The sequence below is a fragment of the Cellulosimicrobium marinum genome, from assembly GCF_020551945.1.
Classification (GTDB): domain Bacteria; phylum Actinomycetota; class Actinomycetes; order Actinomycetales; family Cellulomonadaceae; genus Cellulosimicrobium; species Cellulosimicrobium marinum.
Genome location: NZ_JAJBZH010000007.1, coordinates 91,363 through 117,121 on the forward strand (window position 1 = coordinate 91,363; position 25,759 = coordinate 117,121).

The 25,759-nt window shown below is 72.2% G+C and carries 21 protein-coding genes; 10 read left to right on the top strand and 11 right to left on the bottom strand.

Annotated features, from left to right (window positions below):
* Positions 1–117: 117 nt before the first annotated feature.
* Together LGQ04_RS15330 and LGQ04_RS15335 are read right to left on the bottom strand one after the other, a co-directional pair.
* Complete coding sequence (locus tag LGQ04_RS15330) at positions 118–1,110, bottom strand: DUF808 domain-containing protein (RefSeq protein ID WP_229244833.1); 993 nt, start codon at positions 1,108–1,110, stop codon at positions 118–120.
* A gap of 112 nt (positions 1,111–1,222) precedes the next feature.
* Complete coding sequence (locus tag LGQ04_RS15335; protein WP_229244834.1) at positions 1,223–3,748, bottom strand: leucine--tRNA ligase; 2,526 nt, start codon at positions 3,746–3,748, stop codon at positions 1,223–1,225.
* Positions 3,749–4,026: 278 nt separating this feature from the next.
* Here LGQ04_RS15335 and lpdA point away from each other — a divergent pair, with 278 nt between their 5' ends.
* Positions 4,027–5,433: a dihydrolipoyl dehydrogenase gene (gene lpdA / locus LGQ04_RS15340; protein WP_229244835.1), complete on the top strand. Its 1,407-nt coding sequence runs from the start codon at positions 4,027–4,029 to the stop codon at positions 5,431–5,433.
* A 200-nt stretch (positions 5,434–5,633) separates the two neighbouring features.
* Positions 5,634–6,464, top strand: coding sequence for a protein NO VEIN domain-containing protein (locus LGQ04_RS17845; RefSeq protein ID WP_229244836.1), 831 nt, complete (start codon positions 5,634–5,636; stop codon positions 6,462–6,464).
* A gap of 395 nt (positions 6,465–6,859) precedes the next feature.
* Here the strand turns inward: LGQ04_RS17845 and LGQ04_RS15350 are convergent, their stop codons facing one another.
* A complete protein-coding gene (locus tag LGQ04_RS15350) occupies positions 6,860–8,650 on the bottom strand; it encodes a GmrSD restriction endonuclease domain-containing protein (RefSeq protein WP_229244837.1) in 1,791 nt (596 codons plus the stop codon).
* A gap of 740 nt (positions 8,651–9,390) precedes the next feature.
* Here LGQ04_RS15350 and LGQ04_RS15355 point away from each other — a divergent pair.
* From LGQ04_RS15355 to LGQ04_RS15380, 6 genes are all read left to right on the top strand, one after another.
* Positions 9,391–10,431 carry an adenosine deaminase gene (locus tag LGQ04_RS15355; protein WP_229244838.1) on the top strand — a complete coding sequence of 347 codons (1,041 nt, stop codon included), beginning with the start codon at positions 9,391–9,393 and terminating at the stop codon, positions 10,429–10,431.
* Between the two features lie 286 nt (positions 10,432–10,717).
* Positions 10,718–12,034: a UDP-N-acetylglucosamine 1-carboxyvinyltransferase gene (gene murA, locus LGQ04_RS15360; RefSeq protein ID WP_229244839.1), complete on the top strand. Its 1,317-nt coding sequence runs from the start codon at positions 10,718–10,720 to the stop codon at positions 12,032–12,034.
* A 60-nt stretch (positions 12,035–12,094) separates the two neighbouring features.
* A complete protein-coding gene (locus tag LGQ04_RS17850; RefSeq protein WP_229244840.1) occupies positions 12,095–13,381 on the top strand; it encodes a sensor histidine kinase in 1,287 nt (428 codons plus the stop codon).
* Positions 13,378–13,983 carry a response regulator transcription factor gene (locus LGQ04_RS15370; RefSeq protein ID WP_229244841.1) on the top strand — a complete coding sequence of 202 codons (606 nt, stop codon included), beginning with the start codon at positions 13,378–13,380 and terminating at the stop codon, positions 13,981–13,983. The genes LGQ04_RS17850 and LGQ04_RS15370 overlap by 4 nt, the downstream gene beginning before the upstream one ends.
* A 61-nt stretch (positions 13,984–14,044) precedes the next feature.
* Positions 14,045–14,770 (top strand): lysophospholipid acyltransferase family protein, encoded by a 726-nt coding sequence (locus tag LGQ04_RS15375; RefSeq protein ID WP_229244842.1) that lies wholly within the window; start codon positions 14,045–14,047, stop codon positions 14,768–14,770.
* On the top strand, positions 14,767–15,816 hold the full coding sequence (locus LGQ04_RS15380; protein ID WP_229244844.1) for an NAD(P)H-dependent glycerol-3-phosphate dehydrogenase: 1,050 nt from the start codon (positions 14,767–14,769) through the stop codon (positions 15,814–15,816). Before LGQ04_RS15375 ends, LGQ04_RS15380 begins: the two co-directional genes overlap by 4 nt.
* A 13-nt stretch (positions 15,817–15,829) precedes the next feature.
* On the opposite strand, the gene LGQ04_RS15385 is transcribed toward LGQ04_RS15380, so the two are convergent.
* Complete coding sequence (locus LGQ04_RS15385) at positions 15,830–16,543, bottom strand: AMIN-like domain-containing (lipo)protein (protein WP_229244846.1); 714 nt, start codon at positions 16,541–16,543, stop codon at positions 15,830–15,832.
* Between the two features lie 75 nt (positions 16,544–16,618).
* Between LGQ04_RS15385 and LGQ04_RS15390 the strand changes: the two genes are divergently transcribed.
* Complete coding sequence (locus tag LGQ04_RS15390; protein WP_229244847.1) at positions 16,619–16,948, top strand: DUF6191 domain-containing protein; 330 nt, start codon at positions 16,619–16,621, stop codon at positions 16,946–16,948.
* Here the strand turns inward: LGQ04_RS15390 and LGQ04_RS15395 are convergent.
* The 7 genes from LGQ04_RS15395 to LGQ04_RS15425 form a co-directional block, all read right to left on the bottom strand.
* The gene (locus tag LGQ04_RS15395; RefSeq protein WP_229244849.1) at positions 16,937–18,106 is read right to left on the bottom strand and encodes a trans-sulfuration enzyme family protein; all 1,170 of its coding nucleotides are present in this window, start codon (positions 18,104–18,106) and stop codon (positions 16,937–16,939) included. The genes LGQ04_RS15390 and LGQ04_RS15395 overlap by 12 nt on opposite strands.
* 74 nt (positions 18,107–18,180) lie before the next feature.
* Complete coding sequence (locus LGQ04_RS15400; RefSeq protein WP_229244850.1) at positions 18,181–19,368, bottom strand: acyl-CoA dehydrogenase family protein; 1,188 nt, start codon at positions 19,366–19,368, stop codon at positions 18,181–18,183.
* 101 nt (positions 19,369–19,469) lie between these two features.
* Positions 19,470–20,252 carry an ABC transporter ATP-binding protein gene (locus LGQ04_RS15405; protein ID WP_229244851.1) on the bottom strand — a complete coding sequence of 261 codons (783 nt, stop codon included), beginning with the start codon at positions 20,250–20,252 and terminating at the stop codon, positions 19,470–19,472.
* A complete protein-coding gene (locus LGQ04_RS15410; protein WP_229244852.1) occupies positions 20,245–21,003 on the bottom strand; it encodes an ABC transporter ATP-binding protein in 759 nt (252 codons plus the stop codon). The genes LGQ04_RS15405 and LGQ04_RS15410 overlap by 8 nt, the downstream gene beginning before the upstream one ends.
* Positions 21,000–22,202 (bottom strand): branched-chain amino acid ABC transporter permease, encoded by a 1,203-nt coding sequence (locus LGQ04_RS15415; RefSeq protein ID WP_229244853.1) that lies wholly within the window; start codon positions 22,200–22,202, stop codon positions 21,000–21,002. Before LGQ04_RS15415 ends, LGQ04_RS15410 begins: the two co-directional genes overlap by 4 nt.
* A 118-nt stretch (positions 22,203–22,320) precedes the next feature.
* Positions 22,321–23,205 carry a branched-chain amino acid ABC transporter permease gene (locus LGQ04_RS15420; RefSeq protein ID WP_229244854.1) on the bottom strand — a complete coding sequence of 295 codons (885 nt, stop codon included), beginning with the start codon at positions 23,203–23,205 and terminating at the stop codon, positions 22,321–22,323.
* 7 nt (positions 23,206–23,212) lie between these two features.
* Complete coding sequence (locus tag LGQ04_RS15425) at positions 23,213–24,466, bottom strand: amino acid ABC transporter substrate-binding protein (RefSeq protein ID WP_229244855.1); 1,254 nt, start codon at positions 24,464–24,466, stop codon at positions 23,213–23,215.
* 187 nt (positions 24,467–24,653) lie between these two features.
* Between LGQ04_RS15425 and LGQ04_RS15430 the strand changes: the two genes are divergently transcribed.
* Entirely contained in the window at positions 24,654–25,688 is a 1,035-nt protein-coding gene (locus LGQ04_RS15430) for a LacI family DNA-binding transcriptional regulator (RefSeq protein WP_229244856.1), read from the top strand.
* Positions 25,689–25,759 lie beyond the last annotated feature (71 nt).

A 25,759-nucleotide genomic window follows, 5' to 3' on the forward strand; every position in this document is an offset into this window, starting at 1 on the left:
CATCAGACGTGGCGGTTCTATGAGAGCCGGGACGGCGGCACCTGGCCGGGCGTCGGTCGGGGAGCCGCGTCCGAGGTCGCGTCGGCCGCCGCGTCCGAGGTCGAGTGAGGTGTCGCGTCAGGCGTCGGTGGGTGCGGTGGGCTCCGGGCCGGCGGGCGTCTGCTCGTGGCCCGCGGGCTCGCGGTGCTTGCGGCGGGGGATCAGGTGGACGACGAGGACGACGAGCCCGCCGACGAGCACGCCGACCACGGCGGAGCACGCCGTGTTGACGAGCCAGGCGAGGAAGCCGCCGACGCCCGCGACGCCCTCGACCGCGTGCTCGAGGTGGTGCACGACGTCGTACGGGCCGTGCCAGCCGAGGTCGTAGGCGCCCTGGAGGAGGATGTGCCCGCCGACCCACAGCATCGCGACGATCCCGACGAACGAGATCACCGACATGACCTTGGGCATCGCGCCGACGAGCCCGACGCCGAACCGCTGCACCCACCCGGTGCGGCGCCCGGCGAGGTGGAGACCGATGTCGTCCATCTTCACGATGAGCGCGACGACCCCGTACACGACCGCGGTGATGAGGAACGCGACGATCACGAGGATGATCAGGCGCGACCAGAACCCCTCGGACGCGACCTCGTTGAGCGCGATGACCATGATCTCGGCGCTGAGGATGAAGTCGGTGCGGATCGCGCTCGACACGACGGTGTCCTCGTCGACGGCCTTCTTCTCGGCCTTGTCCTCGACCTCGGCGTGGTGCGATCCGGAGACGAGCTCCCACACCTTCTCCGCGCCCTCGAACGCGAGGTACAGGCCGCCGACCATGAGCAGCGGCGTGAGCAGGAACGGCAGGAACTGGCTGAGCAGCAGGATCGCCGGGAGGATGAACAGCAGCTTGTTGCGCAGGGAGCCCGTGGCGATGCGCTTGATGACGGGCAGCTCGCGCTTCGCCGCCAGGCCCTCGACGTACCGGGGGGTCACGGCGGTGTCGTCGATGACGACGCCCGTCGCCTTGGCGCTCGCGCGGCCCGCGGCGGCGGCGACGTCGTCGACCGACGCCGCCGCGAGCTTGGCGAACGCCGCGATGTCGTCGAGGAGGGCGGCAAGTCCGACGGCCATGAGGTCTCCGTACGCGGGCCCGGTGCGCCGCGGGCGGGTCCGCCGGTCGTGTCGGGTGCGGCCGCAGCATCGTAGCGGCCGCTCGCGGCGCACGGGCGGCTGCGTCCGGCGCTCAGCCGCCCGGCGCGCGCGTCACGACGTTGACGAGCCGCGGCGGGCGCACGACGACGCGCACCACCTCCCGCTCCCGTGTCGCCCGGTCCACGCCCGGGACGGCCAGCGCGTGGGCGCGCAGCGTCGCCTCGTCGACGTCGGCGGGCACGACGACGCGCCCGCGCACCTTCCCGTCGACCTGCACGACGGCCTCGACGGTGTCGTCGACGAGCAGCGCCGGGTCGACCACCGGCCACGCCGCGTCCGCGACCGACGGCGCGTGCCCGAGCCGCTCCCACGCCTCCTCGGCCGTGTACGGGGCGAAGAGCCCGAGCAGCACGGCGACCACCTCGGCGGCCTCGCGCACCGCGCCGGCGTGCGCCGCCGCGTCCTCGTCGGGCGCCGGTCCCTCCGACGCCGCCCGACGCGCCGCCGTCACGAGCTCCATGAGCCGTGCGACGACGACGTTGAACCGCGAGCGGTCCAGCAGGCCCGCGGCGTCGTCGACCGTGCGGTGCGTGACCCGCCGCAGCGCGTGGGCGCGCGTGCCGGGGTGCGCGAGCGGCGCGACGGCGCCGGGCGGGGCGACCGGTGGGCCGACCGCACCACCCACGCCCGCGACGTCGTCCACGAGCCGCAGCACCCGCTCGCAGAACCGGCGCATCGCCGCGGGGTCGACGTCCGCCCAGTCCACGTCGTCCTCCGGCGGCCCCGAGAACACGAGCGCGAGCCGCACCGCGTCCACGCCCCACCGGTCGAGCTGCGCGCCCAGCTCGACGCCGTTGCCCAGCGACTTGCTCATCGCCCGTCCGCCGTTCAGCACCTTCCCCTGGTTGAGCAGCGTCGCGAACGGCTCCGTGACGTCCACCCACCCCAGGTCGTGCAGCACCTTCGTCACGAACCGGCTGTACAGCAGGTGCAGGATCGCGTGCTCGACGCCGCCCACGTATTGCGCGGCCGGCATCCACCGCCGCGCGTCCCCAGGCCGGAACGGGACGTCCTCCGGGGCGCCGGACGCCCCGAGCGAGCAGTAGCGCAGGAAATACCACGACGAGTCGACGAACGTGTCGAGCGTGTCCGGGTCGCGCTCCGCGTCCGCGCCGCACCGCGGGCACGGCACGCGGCGCCACGCGTCCGCGGCGGGCGACGCCAGCGGCGAGCGGCCGCGCGGGAGCAGGTCGTCACCCGCGAGGTCGGGCAGCCGCACCGGCAGCGCGTCGTCCGGCACGGGCACGACGCCGCACGCCCCGCAGTGCACGACCGGCACCGGCGCGCCCCAGTAGCGCTGACGCGACACCAGCCAGTCCCGCAGCCGGTACGACGTCGCGCGCTCGCCCGCGCCCGCCGCCTCCAGCCGGTCGGTCGCGTCCTCGACCGACGGCCACGTCTCGCCCGACCCCGTCGGCAGGCCGCGCGCGGCGGCGAACCGGGCGTCCCTCTCGTCGTGGGCCGGGACGCCCATGACGACGCCCGTCCCGTACCCCGGCAGCACGTGCTCCGCCGCCCACACCGGCAGCCGCTCGCCCGACACCGGGTGCCGCACCCACGCGCCGAGGAACACGCCGCGGGCGCTCGCGGACGCGGACGACCGCGCGATGTCTCCGGCGTCCTGCGCCGCGCGGCGCAGGACGGCCAGCGCGTCCGCGTGCTCCGGCGCGCACAGCGCCGCCGCGACCGGGCTCTCCGGCGCGACGGCCAGGAACGTCACCCCGGGCACGGTGTCCGGGCGGGTCGTGAACGCCTCGACCACGACGGGCGAGGGCACCGCCCGGCCCGACGGCGCGGCGTCGGGCACGACGTCGAAGCGCACCCGGGCGCCGTGGCTGCGCCCGACCCAGTTCCGCTGCATCGTCAGCACCCGGTCGGGCCACGCGCCCTCCAGGGCGGTCATGTCGTCGAGCAGCCGGTCCGCGTACGCCGTGACGCGCACGAACCACTGCGTGAGCTCGCGCTGGACCACGGGCGTGCCGCAGCGCTCGCACCGACCGCCGACGACCTGCTCGTTGGCCAGGACCGTCGCGTCCGTCGGGCACCAGTTGACCGGCGCCGTCGCGCGGTACGCGAGGTCGTGCTCCAGCAGGCGCAGGAACAGCCACTGCGTCCAGCGGGAGTACTCGGGGCGGTGCGTCTCCAGGCGGCGCGACCAGTCGAACGAGACGCCGTAGCGCCGGGCCGTGGCGGCCTGGGTCGCGATGTTCGTCTCCGTGAAGACGGCAGGGTTCTCGCCGCGGCGGATCGCCGCGTTCTCCGCGGGCAGGCCGAACGAGTCCCAGCCGATCGGGTTGAGCACGTCGAACCCGCGCAGCCGCCAGGACCGCGCCACGACGTCCTCCAGCGCGAACACCTCCGCGTGACCCATGTGCAGGTCGCCGGACGGGTAGGGGAACATCGTCAGCAGGTAGCGGCGGGGGCGCGCGCCGTCGTCGCGCGCACGGAACGTGCCGTGCTCGTCCCAGAAGCGCTGCCAGCGCTCCTCGACGTCGGCGGTGGTGGAGCGGCGGGGCGCAGGGTCGGCTGCAGGGGGTGCGGGACGCGGGGTGACCACGGTGAGGCTCCTCGAGAAGGTGGGCGTCGTCGTCGGGCACTCACCTGGGACCGTGGGGACGCGCAGGCACCGCCGCGCTGAGCGTGCCCGCCCGGCGGGCTCAGCGCGGCCGGCGAAGGAGGAGCTGCACGGGTCGCATCCCGGACATCGTCACCCGCGTCGCCGGTCCCCGTCAACGACTGGACCGGTCCCGTGGGCCGCGCGCGGGCGTGCGGAGTGTGGCGGACGTCGCCCGCCCCGGCGGTCCGGCGCCGTTCCGCCGCCAGTAGGCTTGCCGTATGGCATCCCACTACGACGTCGTCGTCCTCGGTGCAGGCCCCGGTGGTTACGTGGCCGCGATCCGTGCAGCCCAGCTGGGCCTGCAGGTCGCGGTCGTGGAGGAGAAGTACTGGGGTGGGGTGTGCCTCAACGTGGGCTGCATCCCGTCCAAGGCGCTCCTGCGCAACGCCGAGCTCGCGCACCTCTTCACGCACGACGCGAAGACCTTCGGCATGTCCGGCGAGGTGACCTTCGACTTCGGCGCGGCGTTCGACCGCTCGCGCACCGTCGCCGAGGGGCGCGTCAAGGGCGTGCACTTCCTCATGAAGAAGAACAAGATCACCGAGTACGACGGCCGCGGCACGTTCCGCGACGCGAACACGCTCGACGTGAAGCTCGCCGACGGCTCGACGGACCAGGTCACGTTCGACAACGTCATCATCGCGACCGGCTCGAAGGTGCGCCTGCTCCCGGGCGTCGAGCTGTCCGAGAACGTCGTCACGTACGAGAAGCAGATCCTCACGCGCGAGCTGCCGAAGTCCATCGCCATCGTCGGCGCCGGCGCCATCGGCATGGAGTTCGGCTACGTCCTCAAGAACTACGGCGTGGACGTCACCATCATCGAGTTCCTCGACCGCGCCCTGCCCAACGAGGACGCCGACGTCTCCAAGGAGATCGCCAAGCAGTACAAGAAGCTCGGCGTGAAGCTGCTGACGTCGACGGCGGTCCAGACGGTCACCGACAACGGCACCGACGGCGTCAAGGTCACCTACAAGGGCGTCAAGGACGACAAGCCGGACGAGCTCGTCGTCGACAAGGTCCTCATGGCCGTCGGCTTCGCCCCCAACGTCGAAGGCTTCGGCCTCGAGAACACCGGCGTCCAGCTCACCGAGCGCGGCGCCATCGCCATCGACGACGTCATGCGCACCAACGTCGACCACATCTACGCCATCGGCGACGTCACCGCCAAGCTCATGCTCGCCCACGTCGCCGAAGCACAGGGCGTCGTCGCCGCCGAGACCATCGGCGGCGCCGAGACCCTCACCCTCGGCGACTACCGCATGATGCCCCGCGCCACCTTCTGCCAGCCGCAGGTCGCCAGCTTCGGCCTCACCGAGCAGCAGGCCAAGGACGAGGGCTACGAGGTCAAGGTCGCCACCTTCCCCTTCATGGCCAACGGCAAGGCCCACGGCCTCGGCGACCCCGTCGGATTCGTCAAGCTCATCTCCGACGAGACCTACGGCGAGCTCCTCGGCGGCCACCTCATCGGCCCCGACGTCTCAGAGATGCTGCCCGAGCTCACCCTCGCGCAGAAGTGGGACCTCACCGTCAACGAGCTCTCGCGCAACGTGCACACGCACCCGACGCTGTCCGAGGCCGTCCAGGAGTCCATCCACGGCCTCGCGGGGCACATGATCAACTTCTAGTAAGTAGGTCAAATCGGACATCGTCCGATCACCTGGTCGGAGGCCCGGGTCTGCGAGTTTTCGCAGGTCCGGGCCTCTTTCCTGTCTCGGGGAGGCCTGGACACCGGGAGGCAGAAGGACCCGGATGTTAAGTCCTTGGCCGGGTGAAAGTGGGTCAGGAAGCGCGCTGACGCCGGGAGGACGCCTGTACCGTGAGCGCCGTGGTCGTGACGTTCGAAAGGTTGCGGGACGCGGAAGCGGCCGTGCCCGCCTGCGCCGGGTACAGCACAACGGCTGGGGTGGTTGACGCGACGTTAAGGGCAGTCTTCGGCGCGGACGTCGCGGGGACGTTGCGCGCGGTCAACCAGCCGCTGGAGACGGTGGCGGCAGCCAAGGCGATGAGGGCCGACATCGGCGGGCTCGAATGCACGGTCTACGCCGACCCCCAGGGCGTGAATGTGCTCACCCCTGGCACTCGCGCGGAGCGCCACCTCCGTGCCCATGCGCGGCCTGGGAGCGAGGTTCGCGCTGATCGGCGGGGCGATACCGCGTATGCCATGGTCGGCTATGCCTGGGACGATCTTGCTGAGCTCGTGGACGTCGTCGACGCCGAAGCGCTGGCCGACGCAGTTGCGGGACGGACGCCGCGTCGAGCCCTGATCACCTCGGCTGCTGACCGCCGCGCGATCGAGGAGCGTGCCGTGGGCGTGGCGACGGAGCATTTTGAGGCGATCGGATATCAGGTGGCGAACGTCGGGGCGACGGCGTCGTACGACCTCGACTGCCGTCGCGGTGACGAGCACTTGTACGTCGAGGTGAAGGGGACCACGACCGGCGGGGAAGCCGTCATCCTCACGAGGAACGAGGTGGAGCTGCACCGCGCGACGTACCCGCGCAACGCACTGGCGCTCGTGCGACGCATCCGCCTCGATCGGTCGTGCGAACCGCCCGCAGCGACGGACGGCGAGCTGCTCCTCACGCAACCGTGGCAGATCGACGACGAGTCCCTGACCGCACTGAGCTACCGATTCGCCACGGGCGTCGACGGCTGAAGCGACCCTACGCATCAGAGCGTGTGCCGCACATCCTCCATGCCCGTCACGGCACGGGTGGGCGCCGACAGACGTCAGCGCTCGGTGATGCCTCCGTAGCGCTCGATCGCCTCGGGGTGGCGTTTGCGAGGCGGGCGACTGCCGAGGTGGCTGCCCCGTCGAGCGGCTGGAGTGCAGCAGTCACGCCGCCCGGGATCTCGCTCGGTGGCTCTCGACGAAATCGCGCACCGCGCGGGCCGGCACGTCCTTCTTCGACGCGCCCAGGAAGTGAGCGGTCTGTGTTCGGGGCAGCTCGGTGGGCGATGCCCGGCGGGCACTACGGACTCTCCGGGCGCGCTGAGGGGCTCGTTCCGGCGCAAGAGACCGGTAAGTTCGTATGAGGTCATGGATGCTCGTTAGAGCGCCCGGTAGTAGGCGCGGATCGACTGCGCCATCAGCATGCGGCGCTCGGCGAGGAACTCCTGGTAGTTGCCCGCGGTGACCTCACCGAGTTTCGCGGGCACGGCGTTCTCCACGAGGTTCCGGGCGAGGTCATGGGCGTCGGTGATCTCCCCGAGCGTCAGGATGCTGCTCGTGATCTGACCGTCCATCTCGGCCATGTAGACGGCCGGAGGCTTGTTGCTGATGGAGATGTTGATCGAGGTCTCGGTGAGCGCAAAGTTGGCGACCTGGTTGTAGTCGCCGCGGTCGGGGAAGCCGTTCTTCTGAAGGTAGTCCTTCGGCACGATGTGGTGGATGTCGCCCGACTGCTGGTGCATGGCGGCCACCGTGACGCCCTTGGAGAGGAACCCGCGGGCGCGGGCCGCGACCTGGGATGCGAGGAACGTCTGGAAGTAGGGGCTCGCCGTGCTGGTGGTCATTAGGTTCTGCGGGAGCCGCGCGTTCCAGTAGGCGTCCGACAGCTCGGACTCCTCGATCTGCTTCAGGTAGTTCTCCGCCCCCTGCTCGCCGATACGGCGGATGTCCTGCTCCCAGGTGGACTCGAAGCTTCCCGAGTGGCGTGAGGTGAGCATCGACATGACGAACCACCGCTTGACGATCCGCTTGCAGTCACCCTCTGACATGTCCCCGTCCTGCCGGAGACGTAGGTAGAGGGCGTATGCGAAGTTGAGGGCGTTCTTCGAGCCCACCATGCCCGAGGCGATGAAGCCAGCGGACTTGATGAGCAGGAGGAAGTTCTCAAACGGGTACTTGCTGACGATGTCCAGCAGGGCCCGCTCGAGCTTGTCGTAGGCCACGGGAATGCGTGCCTCGTCGACGGTCCTGGTTTCGGGATCACGTCCCGACAGCTCGCTGACAATGCTCGAGGCCTTGCCGCGATTGAATCCGAGGAGGCCGGCGACGCGGATCAGGTCGCCGTACGCCGGGTCGTAGAGGTCCTCCGAGTCGTCCTTGAGCCACGAGATCTTCTGCAGAAACGGCGTGGCGGCGAACTCGGTGTCGTTGTCCCGGATGTCGGCGTAGGCATGGGGCGCGACGGCGAGGTGGCAGAAGTAGTCGATGAGCTTGCGAAGGTTCCTTCCTCGGTCGCCGTAGGTGGCGATCTTGCTCATGGCGAAGTCGGCGCTGCTCAGGGGCACGCCCTTGGAGTTGATGCGGATGAAGATCTCCGACACGGTCTCGACGTCGAGGTCGTCTGCGAGGCCGATAATGCCGATCTGGGCGTTCTTGATCCCCTCGAGGCGTGCGAGGTTGCTCTCGAAGACCTCGCCGTCGACGCCGGGGTTGCGTTCGAGATACCGGCGGGCGAAGGACAGTGGAGAGGCCGAGTTGAAGTACTCGCTGATGTCCGCGATCCACTGCGGATTCTTGCGGATCACCGGGGTCGCCGTGGCGAACTCCTCGGAGATCGGGTTGAACGCGATGACTATGCGGACCGATTGGTACCGCTTGTTCACCACCGGCAGCCCGGCAACCGCGGCTCGCAGCGCCGTGATCCGCTGCTGACCATCGATCAGGATCTGCTGGTGCGCGGCGATCTGACCGCCCTTCAGCTTCGCGCCGACCGACTGCCACGTGATCAGGTATCCGACGGGGTAGCCCTTGTAGAGGGAGTCCATGAGGTCGCGGACCTTGATGCTGTCCCAGACGAACGGACGCTGGAGTTCGGGGATCGCGATTTTGTCGCCCTTGACGTCAGCCAGCAGTTGCGTCACTGCCGACTGCGTCACCTGGTACTTCGCCACGCCTACCCCCATAATCCGACGACGAGTCATGGCGAGGTTACGCCCACCGACCTTGCCGGGGTAGGCCGAGAGACCAAGTCAAGTCGCACATCGTTGCGGACCGGTAGCTCGAGCAATCGAAAGCCAATCGTGCTTGCATGACCTGGAGGTCGACGCGAGGGAGGGCGCGTGCTCCGCACAGTCGACACGTCGTACGGTGCGCCGGCTCTGGACCGCCTGCAGTCGGCGATGTCGGAGTTGAAGCAGCACTACCCGATGAGGCAGGTCGTGGTGGTGACACCCACGCACCTGGCGGGTACGGTCGCCCGCCGCCACCTCGCACGCCATGGCATCGACCGCCCCGGCGCCGACCCTGCGACGTCCGCGCGGGGCGATCGCTCGTCCCGGCCGGTCCGAGGTCGGGTTCCGCACCTGGTCCAGGACGTAGTCGAGGTCGGCGAACTCGCGCTTCCGCCCGACGAAGCCGGTCACCATCGCTACCTTCCATGTAGGTCGCACCAAATGTTACCTACATCGGATGATACGTACATCGTGCCACGTGGTTCGGTGTCCAGCGAGCACCCGCCGCAGAGCCGTACGGAAACGGCGTGGCGGGCGGCCTGACGTGGCGACCGGACGAGCGGCGCTGGACCGACTGACGACCGTCCGTACCCGATGGCGCCCCCTACCGACGCAGGGTGCGCCGCGCCGTCGGGCAGGGAGAGGATGGGCGGGACGTCACCGACCCGAGGAGGAGACCCATGCCGCTGCCTGCCACGCCGACGCGCGAGTTCGTGACCGGCCTGCCGAAGGCCGAGCTGCACGTGCACCTGGAGGGCACGTTGGAGCCGGAGCTGAAGCTGCGCCTCGCGGAGCGCAACGGGGTCGACATCGGCCAGTCGACGGTGGAGGAGGTGCGTGCGACGTACGCGTTCGACTCGCTCGCGAGCTTCCTGGCCGTGTACTACCCGGCGATGGAGGTGCTGCGGACCGCGGACGACTTCTACGAGCTCGCCGACGCGTACCTGGCGCGCGCGGCGGCGGACGGCGTGAAGCACGTGGAGATGTTCTTCGACCCGCAGGCGCACACGTCGCGCGGGGTGCCGTTCGAGGAGGTCGTGACCGGGTACCACCGCGCGGCCGCGGAGGCGCCCGCGAAGCATGGCGTGGACGCGCACCTCGTCCTGTGCTTCCTGCGCGACATGTCGGCCGAGAGCGCGGCGGAGACGCTCGAGGCGTCGGTGCCGTTCCGGGACAGGATCCTCGGCGTGGGGCTCGACTCGGACGAGCGCGGCAACCCGCCGGAGAAGTTCGCCGCGGTGTTCGCGCGGGCGCGCGAGCTCGGCTACCGCCTGACGATGCACTGCGACATCGACCAGGAGGGCAGCATCGACAACATCCGCACGGTGCTCGACGAGATCGGCGTGGACCGCGTGGACCACGGCACGAACGTCGTGGAGGACCCGGCGCTCGTCGAGGTCGTGCGCGAGCGGGGCCTCGGGCTCACGTGCTGCCCGGTCTCCAACTCGTTCGTCACCGACGACATGAAGGCCGCCGAGATCGCGGGCCTGCTGCGCGACGGCGTGCGCGTCACGGTGAACTCCGACGACCCGGCGTACTTCGGCGGGTACGTGGTGGACAACTACGTGGCGCTCGCCGAGGCGGCGGACCTCACGTCGGCTGAGGTCGTGCAGCTCGCGCGCAACTCGTTCGAGGCGTCGTGGCTGGGGTCCGCGCAGCGCGCCGCGTACCTCGCGGAGGTCGACGGGTACGTCGCGGCGTTCGAGGCGCGCCCGGCCTGAGCGTGCCGGACGCCCGACCGGCGTCCTGTCAGCCGGACCGCGCGGTCTCACCCAGTGGTCGGCCCCGGCGTGTCCGCGACGGCCGTCACAGTGCCACCACGACGGCCACGGCCTGCGAGGACGCCCGGGCGGCCACGGGGCCGACGCAACCTCCACGGGACCTCCACGGCGGAGGGGGCGTGCGAGGCCCGCGGGGTGAATAATCCTCGGGTGCCCCGCGTTGGGCGCAGCAGGCCCGCGAACCGGGCCGCCGGACCATCCGCAGTCGAGAGGGCGACCAGAGCTGATGAACGACGTGCTGTACGTGAACGGGGGCACCCCCCTGGACGGGACCATCACGGTCCGTGGAGCGAAGAACTTCGTGTCCAAGGCGATGGTGGCGTCGCTGCTGGGGGAGTCGCCGAGCGTGCTGCGCAACGTGCCGCAGATCCGCGACGTCGGTGTCGTGACGGGACTGCTGGAGCTGCACGGCGTCACGGTGAAGGCGGACCCGGACGCGGGGATCCTCGACCTCGACCCGTCGAACGTGGAGTCGGCGCACGTCGCGGACATCGACGCGCACGCGGGGTCGAGCCGCATCCCGATCCTCTTCTGCGGGCCGCTGCTGCACCGTCTGGGCGAGGCGTTCATCCCGGACCTGGGCGGGTGCCGCATCGGCGACCGGCCGATCAACTACCACCTGGACATCCTGCGCCAGTTCGGCGCCGTGGTGGACAAGCGGGAGAACGGCATCCACATCCGCGCGCCGCGCCGCCTGCAGGGCACGAAGATCGCACTGCCCTACCCATCGGTGGGCGCGACGGAGCAGACGCTGCTCACGGCCGTGCGGGCCGAGGGCATCACCGAGCTCGCGAACGCCGCGATCGAGCCCGAGATCATGGACCTCATCGCCGTCCTGCAGAAGATGGGCGCGGTCATCTCCGTGGACACCGACCGCGTCATCCGCATCGAGGGCGTCGACCGCCTCGACGGGTACACGCACACCGCGCTCGGCGACCGCATCGAGGCGGCCTCGTGGGCGTCGGCGGCGCTCGCGACGGGCGGCGACATCACCGTCAAGGGTGCGACGCAGCCCGAGATGATGACGTTCCTCAACACGTTCCGGAAGGTCGGCGGCCGGTTCGACGTCCAGGACGACGGCATCCGGTTCTGGCACCCGGGCGGCGACCTCACGCCGATCGTGCTGGAGACGGACGTGCACCCCGGCTTCATGACGGACTGGCAGCAGCCGCTCGTCGTCGCGCTCACGCAGGCCAAGGGCCTGTCGATCGTCCACGAGACGGTGTACGAGAACCGGTTCGGCTTCACCGACGCGCTGCGCGGCATGGGCGCGACCATCCAGGTCTACAAGGAGTGCCTGGGCGGGCGCGACTGCCGGTTCGGGCAGCGCAACTTCCACCACTCCGCCGTGGTCTCCGGCCCGACGCCGCTCGCCGCCGCGGACATCGAGGTCCCCGACCTGCGCGGCGGCTTCTCCCACCTCATCGCCGCCCTCGCGGCGAAGGGCACGTCGACGGTGCGGGGCATCAGCCTGATCGACCGCGGGTACGAGAACTTCCAGGACAAGCTCGTCGCGCTCGGGGCGGACGTCTCGCGCGACTGACGCCGCAGGTCATGACGCCTGTCACGGCGGTCGGGCGCGCCGCCGTGACAGGCTGAGGCCGTGGGATCCTCACGCACCTTCCTCGAGTCGTGGACGCGCCGTTCGGCGCCGGCGCGGTTCGACATGTACACGCGCTGGTCGCTGTACCTGCTCTCGGCGGGGGAGCCGTTCGTCGCGCTCTTCGTCCTCGCCTCCGACCCCGGCTTCTCCCCGACGACGGTCGTGCCGTGGCTGCTCGTCGCCGTCGCCCACACCGTCGCGTGCCTGCTGGTGCTCCGCGGCGGCATCGACCAGTTCCTCGGCGGCCCCCACGTGCCGCGGTGGCGGCTCGTGGCCCTCGGGATCCTCTCCGTCGCCCTCGTCATGCTCGCCCTGGTCACGTTCCCCGTCGACGGGCCGGACGGCGTGGCGGGCAGCGGCCGCTTCTGGGCCCTGCTGCTCGGGCCCGGGTTCGGCGTGCTCGCCGTCACGCCGCTCGTCGCGTACCGCCGGCTCGCGCTCGTCGCGCTCCTGCTCGCCGTGGGGCTGGGCTGCTCCGTGTGGATCGGCACCGGGCCCGTCACGGCGACGACCGCGGGCATGGCCGTGGGTCTCGGCCTGTCCTTCCTCGTCATGCTGCTCGCGCTGTTCGCCTCGTACCGCGCGTCGATCTGGATGCTCGGCGTGGTGTGGGAGCAGGAGCGCAACCGCGTGCTGCACGCGCGTCTCGCCGTCGCGGAGGAGCGGCTGCGCTTCTCCCGCGACCTGCACGACGTCTTCGGCCGCACCCTGTCCGTCGTCGCGGTGAAGAGCGAGCTCGCCGCCGAGCTCGCCGCCCGCGGCCGACCCGGCGCCGAGGAGCAGATGCTCGACGTGCGACGGATCGCGCAGGACGCCCTGCGCGAGGTGCGCGCCGTCGTCGCCGGGTACCGCACGGCCGACCTCGCGGCCGAGCTCGCGGGCGCCCGGTCGGTGCTGCGCTCCGCCGGGGTCGCCACCACCGTCCACGGCGACGAGACGCCCGTGGGCGACGCCGCGCAGGAGGCCCTCGCCTGGGCGGTGCGGGAGAGCGTGACGAACGTCGTGCGGCACTCGGCCGCGACGTCGTGCACCATCACCCTCCACCACGACGGCGGCGCGAGCGTCCTCGAGGTCGTCAACGACGGCGTCCCGCCCGGCACGCGCGCGGGCCGGGGCTCCGGCCTCCTCGGCCTCGCGGAACGCCTCGACGGGACGGGCGGGTCGCTCGACACGTGGACCGACGACGGCCGGTTCGGTCTCGTGGCCCGCGTGCCCGACGCCGGCCCGCGCGCCCGCACCGGACCGACACCTCCCGCCCGCACGACCGAGAAGAGCCCCCGCGCGTGATCCGCATCCTCCTCGCCGACGACGAGAACCTCATCCGCGACGCCGTCGCGTCCCTGCTGTCCCTCGAGGACGACCTGGAGGTCGTCGTGCAGGCCGCGTCCGGCACGGAGGCCGTCGCGGCCGCCCTCAAGCTGCGGCCCGACGTCGCCGTCCTCGACCTGCAGATGCCCGGCCTCGACGGCGTCGAGGTGGCCGAGCGTCTCGCCGCCGACCTCCCGACCTGCGGGGTCGTCGTCGTGACGAGCCACGGGCGGCCCGGCTACCTCAAGCGCGCGCTGGAGGCCGGTGCGCGCGGGTTCCTGCCGAAGACCGTCTCGTCGCGCGTCCTCGCCGACGTCGTGCGCCAGGTCCACGCGGGAGGGCGCTACGTCGACCCGGAGCTCGCCGCCGAGGCCATCACCGCCGGGGCGAGCCCCCTCACCGCACGCGAGGCCGACGTCCTGGAGCTCGCCGCCGACGGCGCACCCGTCGAGGAGATCGCGACCCGCGCCCACCTCGCGCCCGGCACGGTGCGCAACTACCTGTCGTCGGCGGCCGCCAAGCTCGGCGCGGCGAACCGGCACGAGGCCGCGCACGTCGCGCGCCGCCACGGCTGGATCTGACCCCCCGCCGCCCGGCCCAGGGGACAGGGCGGCGCCCGGGGTCCGGGTAGGCTCGGTGCTCGTGCCGAGCCTGCCACCGACCCCCCGTGCGTACCGTGTCCTCGCGTCCGTCCTGCGCCCGATCCTCTTCGCGATCACGCGCCGCGACTGGCAGGGCGCCGAGCACCTGCCCCCGACCGGCGTCATCGTCGCCGCGAACCACGTCACCGAGGTCGACCCGGTCACGCTCGCCCACTTCCTCTACGACCAGGGACGCGCCCCCAAGATCACGGCCAAGGCGTCCCTGTGGAAGGTGCCGGTCGTCGGGCCCGTCCTGCGCCGCACCGGCATGATCCCCGTCCACCGCGGCACCTCCGGTGCCGCGCAGGCGCTCGTCGACTCCACCGCCCAGCTCGACGGCGGCGAGTGCGTCGTGTTCTTCCCCGAGGGCACCCTGACACGCGACCCCGACGGGTGGCCCATGCAGGGCAAGACCGGTGTCGCGCGCCTCGCGCTGACCAGCCGCGCGCCCGTCGTCCCCGTCGGCCAGTGGGGCGCCCACCGCCTCCTCGCGCCGTACGGCAAGCTCTTCAAGCCGATCCCGCCCAAGCACGTCGCCGTGCACGCCGGGCCGCCCGTCGACCTGAGCGACCTGTACGACCGCCCCCTCGACGCCGCCACGCTGCGCGAGGCAACCGACCGCATCATGGCCGCGATCACCGTGCAGGTCGAGCAGATCCGCGGCGAGAAGGCGCCCGCGGAACGGTTCGACATGCGCAAGAACCCGGGCTCGGAGCGCCGCCGGTGAGCGCCGCGCAGGCGCCCGCCACGACGGGCGAGCGCGTCGTCGCCGCGGTCCTCGGGTCCGGCAGCTGGGGGACGACCTTCGCCGCCGTCCTCGCCGACGCCGGGTGCGAGGTCCGTCTGTGGGGCCGCGACCCCGAGGTCGCGCAGCAGGTCAGCTCCGCCCGGCGCAACGAGAAGCGACTGCCCGGCATCGACCTGCCCCACGGGATCACCGCGACCACCGACGCCGCGCAGGCGCTCGCGGGCGCGGGTCTCGTCGTCGCGGCGATCCCGTCGCACGTCGCGCGCGCCACGCTCACCGAGCTGCGGCCCCTCGTCGAGCCCGGCGCCGTCGCGGTGTCGCTCATGAAGGGCGTCGAGCTGAGCACGGACCGGCGCATGAGCGAGGTCGTCGCCGAGGCGCTCGACCTGCCCGCCGAGCGCGTCGCCGTCGTCTCCGGCCCCAACCTCGCGCGCGAGATCGCGCACCGCCAGCCCACCGCGACCGTCGTGTCGTGCGTCGACGAGGACGTGGCCCGGTACGTCGCGCGGGCGTGCTCGTCGTCGTACTTCCGGCCCTACACCAACCGCGACGTCGTCGGCGTCGAGGTGTCCGGGGCGGCGAAGAACGTCATCGCGCTCGCCGTGGGCATCGCGCAGGGGCGCGGGCTCGGGTACAACACCACGGCGACGATCATCACGCGCGGCCTCGTGGAGATCACGCGCCTCGGGCTCGCGCGCGGCGCGGAGGCGGAGACCTTCGCCGGGCTCGCGGGCATGGGCGACCTGGTCGCCACGTGCTCGTCGCCCCTGTCGCGCAACCACACGCTCGGCAAGCACATCGGCCAGGGCATGTCGCTCGACGAGGCGATCACCGCCACCGGCGGCACCGCCGAGGGCGTGAAGTCGTGCCGCTCGATCCTCGAGCTCGCGGAGAAGGCCGGCGTGGAGATGCCGATCACCGCGGGCGTCGTCGCCGTCCTGCACGAGGGCATGCCCGTCGAGGAGATGGCGAGAGGGCTGCTCTCGCGCCCGCAGAAGGCCGAGGGCGTCACCGCGGAGCGCTGACGCCCGATGGGGCTCAGCCGTCGTCGCGCACGTCCACGACGACGCGCGCCGGGTCCTCCAGCGCGAACGCGCGGAACGGCCGTCGCTCGTCGTCGACACCCACGAACGCCTGCGTGTACCCCTCGAACACGCCGCGCAGCAGCACCTCCTCGATCTCGCCGTCCTCGGGCCCGGGGACCGGGGTCGACGTGTCGAACTCCTCGACGCCCGTGTCGAACGGGTACCCGGAGCCGGAGATCATCACCTGCAGGTAGGCGTCGCCGTCGACGTCGACCGCGTTGCCGCTGCCGTCGTCGCGCGGCTCGTCGACGTACTCCACGCGCCAGCCCGGCGCACCCGTGCCGCCCAGCTCGAGCACGACGCGGTCGTAGCCGTCGTGGTGGCCCACGCGGACGTCCGTAACCGTGAGCATCGCGTCCGCGGACGGGTCCTGCGTGTCCGGGTCGGTGTTCGCCGGGAACGGCACCGGTGCGTCGTCGGCCTCGTCGGCCGGGGTCGAGGGCTCGTCGGTCGGGTCGCCCGTCGCGTCGTCCGAGGGGTCGTCGGTGGAGTCGTCGGTGGGGGACTCGCCCGACGTCGGCGTCCCCGTGCCCGACGGGCTCGCCGTCGTGCTCGACGCGTCGGTCGGGTCGTCGTCCCCGCCGCCCGCGGTGCACGCCGCGAGCGTCAGGGCCAGCGTGGCGGCCGCGACCCCCCGCGCCGTCCGGTTCGTGCGTCTCGTGTCCATGCCCCCGAGCGTAGGAACGCGCGGTCACGTTCGCGCGGCGGCCAGGGCACGGTTCGGTGTCGCTACGCTGGCGGCATGGTCGAGGCCGCAGGGGTGTTCGTCACGCTCGTCGTGCTGGTGCTGCTCGTCGTGGGCATCGAGCGCTTCACGTCGGGCAAGGAGGCCCGTGCCCGCCGCGCGGCCGAGCACGGCGAGAGCGCGGGGTCAGGGATGTTCGGCGAGATCGTGGAGATCTTCCAGCCCAGCCGCACGCACGTCACCGAGGAGAAGGAACGGCAGCGGCTCGACGTCGTGCAGCGGCCCGCGGAGGGGCGCCCGTTCGACGTCGACCTCGACACGGGCGTGTTCTTCGTGCCCGGAGAGGGTCGGACGCCGTCCCCGGGCGGCGACGCGTCAGCGCGCTGAGCCCGCCGACGACCGCAGGGCCCGGTCGAGGTCGGCCCACAGGTCCTCCACGTCCTCGATGCCGACGGACAGGCGCAGCAGGTCCTCGGGAACCGTGGCCGACTCCGTGGCGAACCGGCGCCGGCGTTCCAGGCTCGACTCGACGCCGCCGAGGCTCGTGGCCGGGACCCACAGCCGCACGGCGGCGACGACGGCGTCCGCCGCGGGAGCACCGCCCGCGGGACGCAGCCCGAGGATCGCGCCGAACCCCGTCATGAGGCGGGCGGCGCGCTCGTGGCCCGGGTCGTCGGGCAGGCTCGGGTGGCGCACCTCGACGACGTGGGGGTGGGTCGCGAGGCGGCGCGCGAGCTCGGCGGCGCTCGCCTGCGACCGCTCGACGCGCAGCGCGAGCGTGCGCAGCCCGCGCAGGGCGAGCCACACCTCGAACGGGCCGGGGATCGCGCCGTGCAGCGTGCGGTACGCGCGCACCTGCTGCGCGAGCGCGTCGGTCGACGCGACGACCGCACCGAGCACGACGTCGGAGTGCCCGGCGAGGTACTTCGTCACCGAGTGCACCACGAGGTCGGCGCCGTGCGCGAGCGGCTGCTGCCCGAGCGGCGTGGCGAACGTGTTGTCCACGGCCGTGAGCACGCCCCGCTCGCGCGCCGCGGCGAGCAGCACCGGCAGGTCGGCGACCTCGAGCATCGGGTTGGTCGGCGACTCCAGGAGCAGGAGCGAGGCGCCGTCGAGCGTCGCGACGACCTGGTCGGTGTCGGCGACGTCGACCCGTCGCACGGTCACGCCCGCGCGGGCGGCGAGGTCGTCGGCGAACCCGAGGGTCACCTGGTAGGCGTGCCGCGGGACGACGACGGTCCCGCCCGCGGGCACGAACGCGAAGACCGCCGCGATGGCCGCCATGCCGGACGAGAACACCACCCCGGGGCGGTCGGCGCCCTCCAGCGCCGCGAGCGCCTCCTCGAACGGGTGCCACGTCTCGGTGTCCATGCGGGCGTAGAGCAGCTCGCCGGGCTGCTGCACGCCCTGAGAGACGTAGGTCGAGGACAGCACGAGCGGCGGGTTCACCGGGGCGCCCTGAGCACGCTCGGGCCGTCCCGCGGCGACGACGAGGGTCGCGGGGGCGAGGTGCGGGGCGGCGTCGGGCGCGGGGTGCTGCGTCATGGCGGCAGGCTACGCCGTCCCGCGACACGGGTGCCCCGGGCGACCACCGCATGGTCGGCGCGGGGCGGGGTCGGCTACTCGAGGGGGCCGAGCAGCGACTGCGCGACCGTCGAGTGCGCGGACTCGTCGTCGGACGGGTGGAAGAGCCCGGCGAGCACGTCCCGGTACAGCCGCCCGAGCTCGTTGCCGGAGAAGTAGCTCGACCCGCCCGCGACGCGCACGGCCTGCTCGACGACGTCCTTCGCCGTCTCCGTCGCGCGCACCTTGAGCCCCGCCGTCGCGCGGAACCAGCCCGCCCCGCGGTCGACGAGCGCGTCGAGCTCGCCCGCGACCGCGTCGATCTGCGGCCACACGCCGTCGAGCGCGAGCGCCGCGTCCGCGAGGCGCCACCGGACGTCGGGGTCCTGGGCCAGGGACGCGCCGTCGTTCTTCATCGACGTCCGACGCCGCGCGGCCGCCACCGCGAGATCGAGCGCCCGGTCCGCGATCCCTGTGTACACGGCGGCCAGCAGCGTCTCGAACGTCGTGAAGATGCCGACGACGAGGGGGTCGAGCGTCGGACCGGGCGGGATGCGGCGGACCACGCGCTCGGCGGGCGCGTGCGCGCCGTCGAGCACCGTGGAGCGCGACTGCGACGCCCGCATGCCCATCGTGTCCCAGTCGTCGAGGATCTCCACCCCGCCGCCCTCGCGGGTGACGAACGCGTGCACGAGGTGCGGGCCGTCGTCGGGCCTGTCGCCGGAGCCCGGGTCGAGCCCCAGGACCCCGAGACGCGTCCAGCCGGGGGAGTTCGACGTGAAGATCTTGCGGCCGTGGAACGTGTAGCCGCCCGCGCCGTCCGGCCGGGCCTCGGTGCGCGATCCCAGCAGGACGAGGTCGTTGCCCGCCTCGCTGTACCCGAACCCGAAGACCTCGCCGCGACCGGCCTCGTCGAGCAACCAGTCGAGCGACGAGTCGCCACGTTCGTGCAGGGAGCGGGCGACCCCGGTCCACACGTGGTGCATGTTCACCGCGAGCGCCGTGGCGGGCGCGGCGCCCGCCAGGCGAGCCTGCTCGCGCGCGGTCTCGCGCAGCCCGAGGCCCGCCCCGCCGAACGACTCGGGCACGAGCGCACGCAGGTAGCCCGCCGCGGCGAGGTCGTCCATGTCCTCGGCGAACCACGCGTTGTCGCGGTCGTACCCGGCGGCTCGCGAGCGCACGGCCTCCAGCAGGTCGTCCGGCAGCAACGTGCGGGGAGCGGGGAACGGTGCGGGTGCGGGCATGGCTGGGGGCGGCCTCTCGGGTGGCGGACGCGGGCAGGGCCCCGGCGACGTGTCGCCGAGGCCCTCCCACCGTACGCCGACGGCGCGTCCTACCCCACGCCTCAGCTCCGGGGGCTCGCGGCGTGCTCGCCTGGTCGCCCGCCCAGGTACAGCTCGGAGAGCTGCGGGTCGGCGAGCAGCTCGGGCGCCGGGCCCGAGATGTGCACCCGGCCGAGGTCGAGCACGCAGCCGATGTCCGCGGTCTCGAGCGCGCGTCGCGCGTTCTGCTCGACGAGCAGCACCGCGACCCCGGCGTCGCGCATGCGCACGACCTGCTCGAACACGGTCGCCGTCGTCTTGGGGTCCAGCCCCATGGAGGGCTCGTCGAGGAGGACCACGCGCGGGCTCACCATGAGCGACCGCGCGAACTCGACCTGCTTCTGCTGCCCGCCGGACAGCAGGCCGGCGAGCTGCTTCCACCGCTCGCCGACGATCGGGAACAGCTCCTGGACGAACCGGACGCGCTCGGCGACCTGCTGCTTGTCGCGCAGCGTGTACGCACCGAGCAGCACGTTCTCCGCGACGGTCATCTCGCGGAACACGCTGTGCCCCTGGAGCACGTGCGCCAGGCCGGACGACAGCATCTCCTGCGGCCCCTGACCGGTGACGTCCTTCCCGTCGACGAGGATCCGGCCGGAGCGGGGCCGGAGCAGCCCCGACGCGACCTTGAGCACGGTCGACTTCCCCGCGCCGTTCGGCCCGACGAGGCACACGACCGTCGAGGCCGGGACCTTGATCGTCAGCCCGCGCAGGACCATGGCCGCCCGGCCGTACCCGGCCTGCACGTCGTCCAGCTCGAGCAGGTACTCCCGCGGCGCTCCCGCGTCGGGGGTCTGGTCAGACACCAAGGTAGGCCTCCAGGACTCGGGGGTCGGACTGGACCGCGGACGGCGGGCCCTCCGCGATGGGCCGGCCCCGGTCGAACACGATGACGTGGTCGGACAGGCTCATGACCATGTCCATGTTGTGCTCGACGACGAGGAACGTGCGCCCCTCGGCGTTGAGCTCCTGCACGAGCGTCCCGATCCGCCCGATGAGGGCAGGGTTCACGCCGCCCGCCGGCTCGTCGAGCATGATCGTGTCCGGGTCGCCCATGAGCACGCCCGCCAGCTCGAGCAGCTTCTGCTGCCCGTAGGACAGGTTGCGCGCCTCGGCGTTCTCCAGGTGGTCGATGCCGACGCGCACGAGCAGCGCGCGCGCCTTGTCGATCTCCTCCGGGTTGCGCGCGCCGCCGAGCAGGTCGCGCAGCCGCGGGGGCCGCACGGCCACGAGCATGTTCTCGAGCACGGTCATGCGCGGGAAGATGCGGCACAGCTGGAAGCTGCGCCCGATCCCGGCCCGCGCGATCGTGTGCGGGGCCTTGCGCGTGATGTCGTGGCCGCGGAACGTGACCGTGCCCGAGTCCGGCTTGATCATGCCCGTGACGCAGTTGAAGAACGTCGTCTTGCCCGAGCCGTTCGGGCCGATGAGCGCGTTGATCTTGCCGTGCTGGAACGTCACCGTCGCGTCGCGCACGGCGTGGACGCCGCCGAACGACTTGGTGAGACCGACGGTCTCGAGGTTGCGCGTCCTCTGCTCGGTCGCGGTGGTCGTCATCGTTCCTCCTCCGGGCCCGTCCGGGGACGTGGGGCCGCGTCTTCCATCCGCTCGCTCGTCCCTCGCGAACTCCCGCCAGGCCCGCCACGACGCGGCCCCACGTCCTCTCCCGTGCCCTCGGTGGGCGTCGCACCGCCGCGTCGTTCGAGGTGGCCGACGGCGGTCGTCCCCTCGGCGGTCGTTCCGCCGGCCGCGGCGGTGCGGTTGTGCTCGAGCAGCTCGGCCGCGGTCATCTCGCGGATCGAGGAGTCCTGGGGGCCGAAGCGGCGCACGAGGGACTGCACGGCGGGGATGATCCCGTCGGGCATGAACAGCACGACGACGCCGAGCAGGATCGCGGTCGCGACCAGGTGGAACTGGGTGTCGCCGAACTCGAGCTTGAAGTACTCGAGGCCCGTGCCGACGACGAGGGCGCCGAGCAGAGGTCCGAACAGGTGCCGCACGCCGCCGAAGAGGGCCATGAGCACCATGTAGGAGCCGAGCATGATCGAGAACTGGAAGATCGGGTCGAGATCGCCGAACCACAGTGCGTACATGCCGCCGGCGAGGCCGGTGAAGGTGGCCGAGACGACGTAGGCGACGAGCTTGTAGTTGCGCGTCGGGACGCCCAGGGCCTGGGCCTTGTCCTCGTCCTCGCGCACCGCCTTGAGGCCGGTGCCGAAGCGCGAACGGTCGATCGCCCACCAGACGAGCAGCATGACCGCGAGCAGCGCCGCGAACAGGTAGAAGAACACGCGGTGGTGCTCCGGCCGCAGGAGGTCCGGGAACGGGCGCGGGACGACCAGGCCGTCCGAGCCGCCCGTGAACGAGCCCCACGCCTGGAAGACGAGCAGCAGGATGAGCACGAACGCGATGGACACGATGACGAACGACGCCCCGCGCACGCGCAGCGCCGCGATGCCGAGCGGGATCGTGATGACGAGGACGATCGCGCCGGCGAGGAGCCAGGCGACGAAGCTCGGCAGGCCCAGGTCGCGGATGAGGATGCCGGTGCCGTACGCGCCCAGGCCGAAGAAGGCGGCGTGGCCGAGCGAGACGTACCCCGTGAAGCCGCCCATGAAGTTCCAGGCGGTCGCGGTGCAGGCATAGCTCGCGACGACGATGCCGGCCGAGAGGATGTACGCGTTGGGCGCCATCGTCGGGAACGCGAGGACGAGCGCGACCCCCACCGCGAGCGCGGCGAGCCGGGCGACGCGCACCCATGGGCGCCGGGCTCCGGGGGACGGGGGAGCGGTGGTCGCCCGGGCGCCGTCGGAGTCGTCCCGTGGCGACGTCGTGCCCGTGGGACGACCCGTGGGACCGACCGCAGGACGGGTGTCAGAAGCGTTGCGCAAGACGACCTCCGAAGAATCCCTGGGGCCGCAGCATCAGCGTCGCGAACAGCGCGACGTAGAAGATGGTCTGCGCCCACGTCGTGCCGAGCGGCACCTGGAGCAGGCTCTGCCCGACGCCGAGGACGAGCGCCGCGACGGCGGCCCCCGGGATCGAGCCCAGGCCGCCGACGACGATGATCGCCATGAGGGGGCCGATCCAGTGCCAGTGCAGCGACGGGTAGATCGTGGCATCGAGCGACAGGGCCGTCCCGCCGATCGCGGCGGTCGCGAGGCCGAGGCCGAACCCGAACCCGGCGACGCGGTCGGTCTTGATGCCGACGAGCTGCGCTGCCTCGCGGTGCTGGATCGTCGCCCGCAGGGCCTGGCCGAACCGGCTGTGCTTCATGAGCACGTACAGCAGCGCGAGCGACAGGGCCGCGAGCGCGAAGGCCACGAGCTTGACGACCGCGATCCGGGCGCCGAGGAGCTCCACACTCGCGCCCGAGTACGGCAGCTGGATGCGCCGCTGGGTGCCGCTCCAGACGAAGCCGATCATCCCCTCGATGAAGAGGGCGATCGCGAAGGTCAGGAGGACCGACATCATCGTGAGCGTCGCGGGCCGCAGGCGCGTGATGAGCAGGCGCTGCATGCCGACGCCCACGGCGAAGAACAGCGGCACCGTGACGACGAGCGACAGGAGCGGGTCCATCCCGGTCTGCTGGTTGAAGTACCACGCGAGGTACGCGGCGAGGATGAGGAACGCCGAGTGGGCGATCATCACCACGCGCATGACCCCGAAGTACAGGGTGAGGCCCGCTGCCAGGAGGGCGTAGAGCCCTCCCAGCAGCACGCCGAGCACGAGGCTCTGGAAGAGGAGCGTCACCGTCACGGACGGATCACCACGCCGGCTTCGGGAAGATCAGCTCGGCCTCCTGGGCGTCCTCGGGCAGCACGATCTGGATCTCGCCGTCCACGTACTGCTGGATGAGGTGGGCGCCCTGCGGCTTGCCGGTCTCGTCCCAGGTGAGCGGACCGACGACCGTCTCGACCTCGTTGTCGCGGAGCCAGTCGACGAGGTCCTGCTGGCACTCGCCCTGCTCGGCGCACCCGACCGCCTCGACGGCCGCGGCGACGACCTGGCCGGTCGTGTAGGCGTTCGCCTCGTCCTCGCCGGGAGGGTTGCCGTGGAGCTCGGTGTACCGCTCGACGAAGTCGACGTTGGACGGCCAGCTCGCGGTCTCGGTGTACCCGGTCGGCGAGAGGATGCCCTCCGTCTTCGCGCCGATCGCCGCGGAGAACTCGGGGTTGGTCGGGGCCGTCGAGAACGCGGCCATCTCGGGCTGGTAGTTCAGCTGCTGCAGCGCCACGATGAGGTTGACCGCGTCCTGGTACTGGGTGCCGCCGATGACCATGTCGGCTCCGGAGTCGGCGATCTTCGCCGCGATCGGCGAGAAGTCGGTGGTGTTGGGCGGGTAGACCTCGTCGACCACGATCTCGAGCCCGGCGTCGGCCAGCTTGTCACGCAGGCCGTACGCGGTCCCCTGGGCGAACGGGTCGTCCATGGACGCCACGGCCACCGTCTCCGGACGCTCGCCGTCGGGCATCGCGACGATGTAGTCCGCGAGGTAGTTGTAGTGGTCGTCCGCCACCGCCGGAGCCGCGTAGAAGAGGTTCTCGAAACCCTGCTCGAAGACCTCGTTCGCCGCGCCGGCGGGCTCGACGAAGAGCATCCCGTACTCCTCGGCGACGCGGGCGCTCGGCACCACGAGGCGCGTCGAGAAGGGGCCGAAGACGAGGTCGACCTCGTCCTGCGCGATGAGTGCCTCGTAGTCCTGCACGACTCGGTCGGCGTTCGACTGGTCGTCGAGGATCTTCAGCTCGACCTGCCTGCCGAGGAGGCCCCCGTCCTCGTTGACGAACTGCGCCCACGCCTCGTAGCCGCGCTGGACGCCCTTGCCCGGCTCGGAGAAGTCGCCGGTGAGCGGGAGGGAGATGCCGACGACGATCGGGTCGTCGCCGCCGCCCTCTCCTCCTCCGTCACCGTCGGATCCGCCGGAGCACGCGGCGAGGACGAGCGCCGTCGCGGAGAGCCCGGCGGCCGCGGCGAGGGCGCGACGACGGGGTGTGCGTGGGGTCGAACGTGGGGACATGGGGGAACTCTCCCTACTTCGTCGTAGTGAGGACGTGCCGTACCGCGATGTACGGAAGCGCTTTCGTAAGCGCTTTCGCTAGAGTACGCTGCCGACACGGGATGTGGCAAGCATCACGCCGGGCGGTGGCAGGACGGCAGGCCACCGAGGGACGAAGGTGGAGCGAGTGCGTCGAGAGGGTCGAGCGGTGCGGGACCGGCGCGCGCCACGTCTGCAGGACGTCGCGGAACGGGCCGGCGTGTCGCTCGCCACCGCGTCGCGCTCGCTGTCGGGCAGCGTCGGCGTCTCGGACGAGGTCGCGGCGCACGTCCGGTCGGTCGCCGAGCAGCTCGGCTACATGCCGAACCTCCACGCCCGCACGCTCGCCGGCGGCCGGACGTCCGTCGCAGGACTCGTGGTCTACGAGATCGGCGACCCCTACTTCGCGGAGATCGCGAGCGGCGTGGTCCACGTCGCCGCCCAGAACGGCTGGAGCGTCCAGATCAGCCACACCGAGCGCGAGCCCGTCGCCGAGGCGGCGCAGATCCGCCTCCTGCGCGCGCACCGCGTCGGGGCGATCGTCATCGCCGGGTCGGGCTACGTCGACGCCGCGATGGAAGAGGAGTCGGGTCGCGAGGTCGCGGCGTTCGAGGAGTCGGGGGGCCGCGTCGTGGTCGTGGGGCGGCACCACCTGCGCTGCGACGCGGTGCTCCCCGACAACGAGGCCGCGGGGGAGTCCGTCGCGCAGCACCTGCTCGAGCTCGGTCACCGGCGTCTCGCGGTGGCCGCAGGTCCCGGCCACCTGACGACCATCGTCGACCGGCTCGCGGGGATCCGCACGGCGCTCGCGCGGTACGGGCTCGACGCCGACGCCGTCCCGGTCGTGCACGCACCGTTCACCCGTGAGGGCGGCCGAGACGCGGCGCGGCGTCTCCTCGCCGAGAACCCCCGCACGACCGCGGTCCTCGCGCTCAACGACGCGATGGCGACCGGTGTGCTGTCCCTCCTGCGCGAGCGCGGGATCGCCGTGCCGCACGACGTGTCCGTGACGGGCTTCGACGACATCCAGGTGGCGCAGGACCTGGCCCCCGCACTGACGACGGTTCGTCTGCCCATGAGCGAGATCGGCGCCGCGTCGTTCGAGCTCGCGCTGCGACCTCCGTCGGCCCGGTTGCGACGGCGCACGACGGGCCACGCGCTCGTGGTGCGCGACTCGACCGCCGCGCCGGTCGCGAGGGACTGACGCCGCCTCCCGCCGGGGGTGCGGCACCGCGACCACGGTGCGCGCGGCGGCGCACGCCGGTCCCGTCGGCG